This is a genomic window from Nostoc sp. JL23, from assembly GCF_017115065.1.
Classification (GTDB): domain Bacteria; phylum Cyanobacteriota; class Cyanobacteriia; order Cyanobacteriales; family Nostocaceae; genus Nostoc; species Nostoc punctiforme_A.
This window is the reverse complement of sequence record NZ_JABXKN010000059.1, coordinates 56,803-69,431: the sequence shown is the minus strand read 5'-3', so window position 1 is coordinate 69,431 and position 12,629 is coordinate 56,803. Positions and strand designations below refer to the sequence as shown.

Below are 12,629 nucleotides of genomic sequence, written 5' to 3'. Positions count from 1 at the left end.
ACCAATTTTAAAAGTAGATATTACTAGAATCGTGTAAAATGAAACACATTGCAATGCTTGTTAATCTATTTGCAATAATTTCTAATATTGTGTAAAAATTTTAGCTACGAACCTGATAACCCTTGGGTAGTTTTAACAAATGCACCCAGGTATGATATAGGCAAAAAAGTAGTGCAGCAATAAGTTTTTGATTGCATTTTTGTCTTATCCCTCCATCACTAGCAACTTGAGTTAGATTTAGATTTTGAAATACCCTTTGGGGTTTTATTTTAAAATTGGAAATTTTGTATTGCTTATGAAACGGCGACCATACATGATTCTAGGATTTTTCCTCAGCCTTCTTTTAACTATCGTGCCAATGTCTGGCAATTTCAGTAATGCTGCAACGCCAACAGCCGTTGCACCTGTATCTACTGTCTCATTCACCCAAGGAGTGCAAAAAACTGTATTAGACAACGGCTTAACGGTACTAACAAAAGAAGTTCATACTGCTCCTGTGGTGAGTGTGCAAGTTTGGTATAAAGTTGGCTCACGCAACGAGGTTAAGGGAGAAAATGGTATTTCTCACCAGCTAGAACATTTGATGTTCAAAGGCACAAATGACCGTCCTGTACAGTTTGGACGGTTGTTTAGTGCTTTGGGTAGCCAGTTCAATGCTTTTACTAGTTATGACGAAACAGCTTACTTTGGCACAGTGCAGCGAGACAAATTGGAAGCACTGCTGACACTGGAAGCCGATCGTATGGAAAACTCCTTAATTGGGACTGAACAACTCACCAGTGAAAAGCGGGTGGTGATCTCGGAGTTACAGGGATACGAAAATTCACCAGGCTATCGTCTGAGTCGGGCAGTGATGCGAGCTGCTTTCCCCAATCGAGCTTATGGCTTATCGGTGGGAGGCACAAAAGCCGATGTCGAGAAATTCACGGTGGAGCAGGTGCGGAATTATTACCAAACTTACTACAGCCCAGAAAATGCCACGTTGGTGATTACGGGAGATTTTGCCACAAAACCCGCACTCAAAGTTGTCCAAGAAACTTTTGGTAAGTTATCGCAACGAGCAAAAAAGAATACGGCACTCCCTAATTCCAGAAGAGCAATTGATAATTCCTCGGCATCTTCTTCTATTGCTGACGCTTCGCCGTCTACCCCTGTTGCAAAAAAAGCACCGATTGTCCTCAAGCAACCTGGAAGTACAGCACTATTGCAAGCGGTATATCCTCTGCCAGATATCAAACATCCTGATGTTCCAGCAATTGATTTGATGGATGCCATTCTTACAGGTGGACGTAGTTCTCGACTTTATCAGGCTTTGGTGGAATCTGGACTCGCTAGTTCAGTGAGTGGTGGTGCTGCCGAACTCATCGAACCGGGTTGGTATGAAATTGATGCTACGGCGGCTCCCGGTCAAGAGTTGGGGAAAATTGCCCAGGTACTCCAAGAATCTTTAATAAAATTGCAAGAGCAGCCTGTTACCTCAGAAGAGTTGAAACGGGCGAAAACGCAACTGCAAGCCTTGTATATTTTGGGTAATCAAGATATCACTAGTCAGGCTAATCAACTGGGTTATAACCAAACGATCGCAGGGGATTATCATTTTATTGAAAGGTATCTGGCTGCGATCGCGAAAGTGACTCCTGCTCAAGTCCAGAAAGCAGCAAAAACTTACCTCAATCCGGCTCAACAAACAATCGGCTTCTTTGAGCCGACTCAACCAGATGGTAAACCAGGAACTTCTAGCGCTGGTTCTGGACGCACGGTGGAAAATTTCAGCCCTGGTAAGCCTGTAGATCCAGCAGAACTGGCGAAATATCTACCACCAGCTACATCAGAAACAGATTCAACTAAACAATCACTACCAGAAGAGTTTACCTTAAAGAATGGTGTGAAGGTTCTGCTGTTGAGCGATCGCAATCTTCCCACTATTAACTTAAGTGGACAAATTGACGCTGGTGCTGAATTTGATGGCAATCAAAAAGCTGGATTAGCGAATCTAACTGCAAGCAACTTAATGAATGGGACGCAGACTAAAAATGCTCTGACTCTAGCAAAAACCTTAGAAGACCTGGGAGCAGGTTTGAGCTTCAGTGCTAGCCGTGAGGGAGTTAACGTCAGCGGTGAGGGACTTTCAGCAAATCTGCCAATATTGATTCAAACTCTGGCAGATGTGTTAGAAAACGCCACTTTCCCCGCCGATCAGTTAGAACTGAGCCGCCAAAGGGCACTGACAAGTCTGAAAGTCCAGCTAGATGACCCTAGAGGTTTGGGAAGGCAAGTCTTCCAACAGGCAATTTACCCTGAAAATCATCCATTCCACAGCTTTCCCACAGCCGAAAGTTTAAAGACTATTACTCGTGATGATTTGCTTGGTTTCTACCAGACACACTACCGACCGGATACCACGACGATCGCAATAGTTGGAGATTTTGATTCAGTTAAGGTAAAAGCTTTGCTAAATCAGGTATTTGGTAAATGGCAAGCCACAGGTAAGCCACCTGTTCTCAAAATACCAACAGTACCATTTCCGAAAACTTTGACACAACTAAACAAAGTGATTCCCGGTAAAGCTGAGGCTGTTACTTACATCGGCTACAGTGGCATCTCTCGGAAAGACCCACGTTATTATGCGGCACTAGTGCTAAATCAAATTTTGGGTGGTGATACCTTAGCCAGCCGCCTGGGTACAGAAGTGCGCGATCGCCAAGGTCTAACCTACGGTATATATAGTGGTTTTGCTGCTGGGATCAATCCTGGGCCGTTCTTGATTCAAATGCAAACTGCTCCTGGAGATGCCCAAAAAGCGATCGCCAGTACTCTCGCTTTACTAAAACAGTTACGCGAACAAGGAGTAACTGAAGCTGAATTCAATACAGCAAAACGCTCAATTACAAATAGCTACCCCGTGGATTTAGCTAATCCCAGCAGTGTATCAAGTATCATTTTGGATAATGCTGTTTTAGGGCTTTCACGGTCTGAAATCCGAGAGTTTCCTCAGCGGATTCAAGCAGTTACTATGGCTAATATGCAACAGGCAATTGAAGATTTAATTAAGCCAGAAAATCTGGTGATTGTCACTGCCGGGTCTGGAGATGCTGTAACGAAGGGCAACTAATTACCTCAAATACATCGCAATGCGATTTGATTGGTAAAAATCGCAATCACAAGATCCCCGAATTCTTAGAGAAATCGGGGATTTCATTGTTCACTAATTATTTAGCTCCTTCCCCCTGACTTGAAAGTGCTGAGTGCTGTTAGCGGTAGCGGGGCGTTTAACCCGTGCTGAGGGCTGAGTGCTGAGTGCTGAGTAAAAATAACAGTCTCCAGTTATTCTTTAATCCAAGGCTTTTGAAACTTGTTTCATAGGGACTGTCTTCTGCCCCCTGCCTCCTGCCTTCTTCAAATTGAATAAGACACTGGGAAAGACTTTGCATCCTTTGGCTTTACATACACCCGCTGTAGGGGTTCTAACTCTAAGTCATTAAAGCGATCGCGTGTTAAATGCGCCATCACTACTTGCCCGTCATCGAAAGTTAATTCCACCTGAATTTCCCAACCCAAATGTATCAACCGGCTTACTGTCGCAGCCGTAGTCGTACCGTTAGCAACCTTTTCAAAAATCACATCTTGCGGACGTAAAAACACTTGTGGGTGTGGCGTATCAAAGCCGCTACTTTGAAAAATCTTCGAGTTGCTGGGTAACACATTCACCGGGCCGATGAAGCTCATTACAAATGCCGTAGCGGGATTATCGTAAATTTCGGCTGGTGTCCCCACCTGTTCCACACGTCCTTTATTCATCACCACAACCTCATCAGAAACTTCCATTGCTTCCTCTTGGTCGTGGGTGACGAAAACCGTGGTAACATGAACCTCATCATGGAGGCGGCGTAACCATGCTCGTAAATCTTTGCGGACTTTAGCATCAAGTGCGCCAAAGGGTTCATCTAGCAATAAAACTTCCGGTTCTACTGCCAAAGCCCTGGCTAAAGCTACCCGTTGTCTTTGACCACCAGAAAGTTGTGATGGATAGCGATCGCCTAATCCACTCAATTGCACCAATTCGAGTAACTGTTCTACCCGCCCCTTAATCCTCTTTGGCTGTGCCTTACGAATTTCTAAGCCAAAGGCAATATTTTGCCTGACAGTCAAATGCTTGAATAAGGCATAGTGTTGAAACACAAAACCAATATTTCGCTGTTGCACACTTTGGTATGTAGCGTCCTTACCGGTAAGCAGGATTTTGCCGCTATCTGGCATTTCTAAACCTGAAATTAACCGTAGTAGCGTGGATTTACCCGATCCCGATGGCCCTAGCAACGCAACTAGCGAACCACTCTTAATTTCTAGGCTGACTTGATCGACTGCCTTGAAACTCCCGAATTGTTTGGAGACGTTCTCAACTACTATGCCCACTGCTGCTATCCCTCTGCAACTAAATCTACAGATCCTTGCTAGGATTACTGTGTCTTATATATACCATATATCGTTATTGAGAGATGAACAATATTTAGCTACCGCAACTGCCACAGTCAAGGAAGCTACAGTCAGCACCACTACAATCTAGGGAACTGCAATTAGCAGCACCACAATCTAGAGAACCACAATCAGGAGTCATGCTAACGATCTCGGCACAATTGCAGCCCAAATCGGCACAATCAAAACAGTTAGTATTGTCGTTACTAATAAATGAGGATTTTTGAGTAACTTTACCAGATGCTTGTCGTTGCTGCCTGTCTGCTTTCTCCTCTGGGGATTCTTCTGAGTTCTCGCTATGCATTCGCAAAATTTGGTTAGCTTCCTTGCAAGCTTGAAATCGTTCGCGGGAATTAACAAAAGCTACTTTTAACCCTTCCTTGGCAACTACTCGCTTAATGTATTGAGAGCAAGATTCGCCGCCATATAGTATTCTGTGGGCACAAGCAAAACCTTTGTGTGGGGAAATGTGCTTTTGATATCCAGTAATTGCGGCAGTACCAACTTGTCTAGTCAAAGAATCGAATAAAGAAATCTGCATATTGGGGACTGGGGACTAGATAGGCAATATTCTTCATTCTTCCCAATGCCCAATAGCCAACTCTAATTCGTATCGAAACATTAAGGAATATTGCATTTGTGCAGAAACCTAGAGGAAAAGCGCCAAATCACTAGAAAGACCGTGGTAGTATGCTCTCGGTAAATGTGAAGATTGGGAGAAAGACCTTTGACACTACGGGTTGCTGTTATTGGGTCAGGCCCTGCTGGTTCATCTGCCGCTGAAACACTGGCAGCCTCTGGGATTGAAACCTACCTATTTGAGCGGAAGCTAGACAATGCAAAGCCTTGTGGGGGCGCAATTCCCCTATGTATGGTGAGTGAATTTGACTTACCACCAGAGATTATCGATCGCCGGGTACGGAAGATGAAAATGATTTCACCTTCTAATCGGGAAGTTGATATTAATCTGGTAAATGAAGATGAATATATAGGAATGTGCCGCCGGGAAGTGCTAGATGGTTTTTTGCGCGATCGCGCGGCCAAACTAGGCGCAAATTTAATTAATGCCACTGTTCATAAACTCGAGATACCAGGAAACAATACCGATCCCTATACGATTCATTACATTGACCACACAGATGGTATATCACAGGGTATTGCCAAAACTCTGAAAGTGGATCTAATTATTGGGGCAGATGGGGCTAATTCCCGCGTTGCTAAAGAAATGGACGCTGGGGATTACAATTATGCGATCGCTTTCCAAGAGCGAATTCGTTTACCCGAAGACAAAATGGCCTACTATAACGACCTCGCCGAAATGTATGTCGGTGATGACGTTTCGACCGATTTCTACGCTTGGGTTTTCCCCAAATATGACCACGTAGCTGTCGGTACTGGCACAATGCACATCAATAAAGCCAGCATCAAACAGTTACAAGCTGGTATCCGCGCCCGTGCTTCCGAAAAATTGGCAGGCGGTAAAATCATCAAAGTTGAAGCGCACCCCATTCCTGAACATCCCCGTCCCCGTCGTGTCGTTGGTCGCATCGCTTTGGTGGGAGATGCTGCTGGTTATGTTACCAAGTCCTCTGGTGAAGGTATTTATTTTGCCGCTAAATCTGGGCGGATGTGTGCCGAAACCATTGTAGAAACATCTAACAGTGGTAGCCGTATTCCTACAGAAGGCGACCTCAAGGTTTACCTGAAGCGTTGGGATAAAAGATACGGACTCACTTATAAGGTGTTGGACATTCTGCAAAGTGTGTTCTATCGTTCCGACGCTACCCGCGAAGCGTTTGTGGAAATGTGTGATGACCTCGATGTACAACGGCTAACATTCGATAGCTATCTGTATAAAACGGTTGTCCCAGCTAATCCCATCACCCAATTGAAGATTACTGCCAAAACCATTGGTAGTCTAATTCGGGGTAATGCCCTTGCACCTTAACTGAGGGCAAAGGGCTGGAAATTATAAATTACCAATTTTGTGGGGTGGACATCTTGAACGCTTATTAATCAGGGCGTGCAAGATGCTCACCCCACAATATATATTTTTATCATTTGATAGTAAATAGACCCATGTTATAGGGGCAATTCATGTAGACGCAAAGCTGCTTCCCACAGAATATTGCCTCTATGACCAAGTTCTTCAAATAATGTATATCTAGTATTTTTTGTCAATGCGTAAGTTTTTGAAGTAGCCCTTTCAAGGTGAGTAAAAATTTTGCTCAAAAAATTCCTCTTTAATCTCTTAACTCTGTGTTCTCTGCGTCTCTGTGGTTAAATAAATTACTTTTAAACCGCAGAGGCACAGAGAGCGCAGAGAGAAAAACAGAGATTTTACGAGTCACCTTGAAAGGGCTAGTTTTTGAAGTAGCCCTTTCAAGGTGGTGAAATTTTTGGACAATAATTTCTCTTTTCTCTGTGTTCTCTGCGTCTCTGTGGTTATATAAATTACTTTGAAACCGCAGAGGCACAGAGAAGCCAGTGCGTTGGGCGGGTTCCCCGACTTGTTAGCTCTTAGCGTTCCCGAAAGAATTAACGGCAGTGCAAAGAGTCTCAACGTCCAGAGGATATCTCAGACTCGCAACTGAAGGCGATCGCTCCAGGCTGTTAAAGTCAGGTGAGTAAGAGGTCTAGCGATGACTGTTAGGGCAATAGTCGTAGTTGCCAAAAGGACAAGCAAAAATAATCTTCAGCCTGTTTTTTAAGAATTTACTACGCTAGAAACGCTGCATAACGTGGATTGAGAGGGCAAAATAGAAAACATGACAATTGAATCCGATTCCTCTAATCTACCAACCCCAGAACCTATCCCCGAAAACGATTTGCAGCCTGATGACTTTGACGGAAGTGCAACTGAGAAAAACCTAAGCTCAGAAGTACTGGCGACACAACAAGCACTAGCGGCGATCGCGTCTTTAAAATCTCCGCAATATACAAATGCTTTACAACAAGCCCGTTCTGAGGTCAAGCAACCCACTCCCAAACAACTCACAGTTAAGCCGAGGGCATTGCTGATTACTCTAATAGCGATCGCCATCACCTTTATTGGAATTATCCTCAATAACTGGATCGTTGGCATTATCGGAACACTGATAACTTTGCTGTTATCCCTGGCGATATTATTGCCTTGGTTCCAAGAAGTTTTAGACGAGTGGTTTTCACCCCAAGAACGCACCCTGTTTGTAGCCTTTTTGGGACTATTAGTAGCCATCATCGGCTTGATCAGATTCACAGGTGTGGGCGATCGCTTACTGCTTTGGGGACGCCAGATTGACTGGGACATTGCTGGAACCCTAGCAGATTGGTTTGGTGCTTTGGGGCAAATTCTGATCGCCGTCATCGCCGTTTACGTGGCGTGGCGACAATATGTTATTTCCAAAGACTTGACAATTCAGCAAAACCTGCTAACGGTTCAGCAAAACATCATCACCCAGCAACAGACAATTGATTCCTATTTCCAAGGCGTTTCAGACTTAGTATTAGATCAAGAAGGATTATTAGAAGATTGGCCCCAAGAGAGAGCGATCGCCGAAGGACGCACTGCGGCAATTTTAAGTAGCGTAGATGGCAGTGGTAAAGCGAAAATTCTCCGCTTTCTCTCACGTTCCAAGTTGCTCTCACCCTTACAACGCGATCGGCTATTAGGTCGAGCCATTCTCGACGGGTGTGGCGGATATGCAGAAGACCGCCTAGAAGGTGTGCGTGTCATCGATTTAGGCGTAACGCTAGCCGCAGCAGACCTTTCTGGTACTGATTTGCGTTGGACTGACCTGAGCGAAGCTAATCTTGTCCGCGCTAACCTGAGTGGTTGTGATTTAGTAAAAGCCAACCTCTCCCGCACAATTTTATATAATGCTAATCTCACTGGTGCTGACATCAACGGGATTCGCCTATTCTATGGTGTAGTAGATAAAGCATCACCCCGTAGTCGCACTCAACCACCAAATTATCAAACCGGCGAACAAACTGGCGCTGTAGTGGAAAATGCCGATTTCAGTAATGTGCAACGGATGTCTGAGTCTGCACGTTGCTACTGTTGTACTTGGGGTGGCGAAAAAACTAGAGCTACTATTCCTGGTGGTTGTGAAGGTATTCCTAATAAGTTGGGAAGATAATTATAAGACTAGATAAAAAATTAGTTAGCCGCATTAAAAATCTGCTGTGCAGTTAAATTTAATTGGGGAAAGGTAGGTGATGAAATCGCGGTGTTACCTTGAAACGCTGTCATTTGATATTCACCATCAACTAATTCGCATATAAAAATAGTTGGTTGTTTGGGATTACCGATGAACTTTCTTGCACCCAATGCAGCATAATCAGCAATCCAATATTCAGGAATGCCCATTTCTTCATAATCCCTAAATTTATTGTAGTAATCATCTCGCCAGTTGGTTGAAACAACTTCGATGACTATTGGAACCGATGCTGCTTGGCTTACTGTTGACTGTTTTTGAAAAAGCGGTTCATTGTCGAGATTATCAAGATTTAGCAGCAACACATCAGGCGAATAAGCGGATTCGGCAGAAGGAGTTTTGACTAATGCAGTTTTGGGGATTCCATAGGGTAAACTTAAGGCGATCAAACTCCACGGTTAATTTCCGCGACAAAAATGCAATAACTTTTTCATGCGCTCCGGTTGAGGGTGGTATTTCAACAATTATTCTTTTGTACAGTTCATAGTATTTACCATCATTGGGATACCATTCAATAAATTCATTGAAAGTGATTAATTTGGGCAACGCTTGGGTCATAATCTTACCTCCATAGAATGTTTTACTTTATCATGCAATAAATATTGATTTTTGGTTGAAAAAATTCGCATTTTTGTTGTACATATTCAATTGCAGATTGCAAGGTATTTAAACCGCAGAAGTACAGAGAGTACAGAGAAAAAACAAGAGATTTTAGCACTTACCTTGAAAGGGCTAGTTATACCAATTTTTGATTAGCTTTAAGCACTGTAAATATTTATCCTCAAAGAGCGCCACGTGTTTCTCAATTTTTAACTATAGCTACCCGCAACAAATATCTCTTCTGCGGTTAAATTCAGTCCGGGAAATGTTTGGGAAATGAGGCGTTCTGTTCCCCTAAACTGCTGTCCTTCATAAGTTCCATCGACTAACTGATAAATTGTAATCACAGGTTCTTTGGATAAGCCAATGTAGCGTTTGCCTCCTAGACCTAGATAATCCGCGATCCAGTACTCCCCAATACCTAAAGCTTCGTAGTCTTCAACTTTCCGAGCATAGTCATTCTGCCAATTAGTACTGACAACCTCTACTACTAACTTTACAGACTTGCCTAGTGTAATAACTGGCTCAGTTTTCCATAATGGTTCATTTGCCAAACTCGTCTGATCAAGAATCACAACATCGGGTCTAAAGGCTGAATTTTGACCTAATGGCTTAATTAGGCATTTCATGGGAATAAACCAAGGCAAGTTGAGCAGATCAATTGCTACGTTAAGCTTACGATTAATTAACCCAGCAACCTGTTCATGAAGTCCAGTAGGTTCCAAGTCGATTATTTCTCCGTCAATTAACTCGTAGCGTCCATCATCCAGATAGCCAGCAACGAATGTCTCAGAGCTAATAGTACCTGTATTAATAATGGCTGAGACCATAGACATTTGTCCTTCCAGGTTCAGAACAAGAGCAGGTATTGCTGCTCTTGATTATTCTAACTATCTTTGATTAGGCAATTGACTAATATGCTTCAAAATCTGGAGTAGACTAGACAACTTATTGCCCCCGTTACGGACACCAAAAATGTAAGTTAGTGAGTTTTGATAGGTCATCTTATCACTCTCGAAATAATTCTTCCGAATTAACTAACTCTAATCCATAGAGCAATATTAGTTACTCTAGTGTGGCGTTTTCCGCAGCAAGAGTTGGAGTTATTGTGTTAATTAAGTAGTAGAAAAACCTACCAGTTTAGTAATTCTCGCCTTCAGGTAGAGTGAGAATTTCAACGCCATCTTCAGTTACAGCTAAGGTATGCTCACATTGAGCAGAAAGCTTGCGATCGCGCGTTACCGCAGTCCACTTGTCGCTGAGAACTTCGACTTCGTAAGTACCTTCATTAATCATTGGCTCAATAGTAAAAACCATCCCCGGTCTCAGGCGCTTGCCTTTACCGCGAGTACCATAATGAGGAACATCCGGTGCAGTGTGAAAAATGTTACTGATGCCGTGTCCAACAAAATCTCGCACTACAGAAAAGCCTTGCCCTTCAGCATACTCTTGAATAGCTGCACCAATATCGCCAATGCGTGCCCCAGGTTTCACTTCAGAAATACCCAGACGCAAACACTCCTCTGTCACCTCTACCAGCTTTCTCGTTTTTGGGGAAGGAGTGCCAACAAAAAATGTCTTGGATGTATCGCCGTGATACCCTTCAACAATGGGCGTTACATCAATATTAATAATGTCACCGTCTTTGAGAATCTGCTTGGCGTTAGGAATGCCATGACAGATTACCTCATTGACACTGGTACAAATCGATTTTGGATAACCCTTATAGCCAAGAGGTGCACTTTTTGCGCCATGCGCTTGCGTCCAACGTTCGGCTTCATCGTTTAGTTCAAGAGTGCTAACCCCTGGTTTCACAAACGGTTCCAGATGCTGAAGGAGTTTAGCAGCTAAACGCCCAGCTTGACGCATTTTCTCTATTTCTCGTTGGGATAATATAACAATTAGTTCAGTTTTCATTAACTTTTATCTAAAGTATCTTTCATAAACATAGTTAACCCTGTCTGTGCAGCTCTTTGTGCAGTATCAGCAACCTTTAGGGTATACAAGCTCTCCTCTGGGGTAACGTACAAAGGAGTCCCGTCAAAAAGATGGTCTAACACCATAGCTGTATCTTTGGCGAACAAACCCCGGCGAGGCCCAACCTCTATAGGTGTTGTTTCTCCTGGCTGGACGAATATTCCGGTGTCGCCATCAAAAATTAAACCACCTTTTTCACCGTGAACTTCAAACTTGCGTTCTGATTGCCAAATACTTTCGCCTTTGCCATACACTACTTGGGCTAAAAGTCCACTGTTAAAGGACAGTTCACTAGTGCAGAAACAAGTTCGGTAATATTCCGGTTCTATTTCCCAATATCGCTGGTGACAGTTAACAGTAAATACTGTACCAAATAAATCGATGAGACGATGTAGGCGAGACAGGGCCCCAATTAAGGGAAAACCGAACAACTCGTGGTTATAAGTCCATTTGCGGGGTGCAGGATTCTGGGGATTGATGGTGCTGTAGCGAACATAAAACACTTCACCAACTTTGTCTAAGTTTTGCTTCAAAGCTTGATGCAAACCACCCAAAAGTTCCAGATGTTCGACGTGTAGGAGTTTTTGTTGTGCTTTGGCTAAGGCAATCAGTTCCTCAGCTTCAAATACATCCAACGAAAGAGGATACTCTATAATTACATGTTTGCCGTTGGTAATTGCTGCACGAGAGATCGCACCATGATCTCGATTAATAGTGGAGATCGCTACTAGGTCTATATCTTCACGTTCTACCAGCTCTTGCCAAGTATTCAAGACTTCAATCTGGTACTCTCTGGCAAAGTTTTCGGTTTTTTCTCTTGTATGACCAACAACTGCGACTATGTGCGATCGCTCATCATGGAACAACGCCTCAGCCCGAAACTTTGCCGCATACCCAGTACCTACCAAACCTACACGCACTCTTGCTTTTTCCAAAGCTGCTTCTGAATTATACATGATCCTCATTAGTTCTGTTTTTGATCTTCCCACGCTTCTAGTGGTGAGATTCTCTCTTCATGGGGTTTACCAGTCTAGACTCTACAACATTCGTCCTACCCCCTCAAGAACAAATAAGACTTTATTGGAAGCTAGATAGAATTACGTATACTCAAAAAGGCAGACTTCAAAAGAAAACCCTCTTTTAAATCATAATGTCAGAAATTTGTCAATACAATGAACTAAAAAATGGCAAAAGAAAAATTACATCTTTACTGTACTGTTATGTTTCTTTCATTTAGAACGGGCGCGTCTAAATCAGATTAGATAAATGAAACAGCCCTACTTTTTAAAGGAGTTGGGGAATCTCTTCTACGTAAGTCCTACAAAATATCGGTAACATTAATCTTGCTCATGTTTCTTTTGCGTAAATATAACTTTTTCT

The 12,629-nt window shown here is 43.2% G+C and carries 8 protein-coding genes and 1 pseudogene; 3 read left to right on the top strand and 6 right to left on the bottom strand.

Going from position 1 to position 12,629, the window contains the following annotated elements:
• Window positions 1-295 precede the first annotated feature (295 nt).
• Window positions 296-3,112, top strand: coding sequence for a pitrilysin family protein (locus HWQ42_RS12070; protein ID WP_292812247.1), 2,817 nt, complete (start codon window positions 296-298; stop codon window positions 3,110-3,112).
• Window positions 3,113-3,396: 284 nt separating this feature from the next.
• On the opposite strand, the gene HWQ42_RS12065 is transcribed toward HWQ42_RS12070, so the two are convergent.
• Window positions 3,397-4,413 (bottom strand): sulfate ABC transporter ATP-binding protein, encoded by a 1,017-nt coding sequence (locus HWQ42_RS12065; protein ID WP_292812245.1) that lies wholly within the window; start codon window positions 4,411-4,413, stop codon window positions 3,397-3,399.
• 94 nt (window positions 4,414-4,507) lie between these two features.
• On the bottom strand, window positions 4,508-5,014 hold the full coding sequence (gene yidD, locus HWQ42_RS12060) for a membrane protein insertion efficiency factor YidD (RefSeq protein ID WP_292812243.1): 507 nt from the start codon (window positions 5,012-5,014) through the stop codon (window positions 4,508-4,510).
• 186 nt (window positions 5,015-5,200) lie between these two features.
• On the opposite strand from yidD, the gene chlP reads away from it, so the two are divergent.
• Window positions 5,201-6,421, top strand: coding sequence for a geranylgeranyl reductase (gene chlP / locus HWQ42_RS12055; protein WP_292812240.1), 1,221 nt, complete (start codon window positions 5,201-5,203; stop codon window positions 6,419-6,421).
• 820 nt (window positions 6,422-7,241) lie between these two features.
• Complete coding sequence (locus HWQ42_RS12050; RefSeq protein WP_292812238.1) at window positions 7,242-8,594, top strand: pentapeptide repeat-containing protein; 1,353 nt, start codon at window positions 7,242-7,244, stop codon at window positions 8,592-8,594.
• Between the two features lie 20 nt (window positions 8,595-8,614).
• On the opposite strand, the pseudogene HWQ42_RS12045 reads toward HWQ42_RS12050, so the two are convergent.
• The 4 genes and pseudogenes from HWQ42_RS12045 to HWQ42_RS12030 all read right to left on the bottom strand — a co-directional run bounded on the left by HWQ42_RS12045 (window position 8,615) and on the right by HWQ42_RS12030 (window position 12,205).
• Window positions 8,615-9,230: pseudogene (locus HWQ42_RS12045) on the bottom strand (Uma2 family endonuclease).
• A 251-nt stretch (window positions 9,231-9,481) separates the two neighbouring features.
• A complete protein-coding gene (locus HWQ42_RS12040; protein WP_292812235.1) occupies window positions 9,482-10,108 on the bottom strand; it encodes a Uma2 family endonuclease in 627 nt (208 codons plus the stop codon).
• Window positions 10,109-10,412: 304 nt separating this feature from the next.
• On the bottom strand, window positions 10,413-11,189 hold the full coding sequence (gene map / locus HWQ42_RS12035) for a type I methionyl aminopeptidase (protein WP_292812233.1): 777 nt from the start codon (window positions 11,187-11,189) through the stop codon (window positions 10,413-10,415).
• Window positions 11,189-12,205, bottom strand: a complete 1,017-nt coding sequence (locus HWQ42_RS12030; protein ID WP_292812231.1) for a Gfo/Idh/MocA family oxidoreductase — start codon at window positions 12,203-12,205, stop codon at window positions 11,189-11,191. Before HWQ42_RS12030 ends, map begins: the two co-directional genes overlap by 1 nt.
• Window positions 12,206-12,629 lie beyond the last annotated feature (424 nt).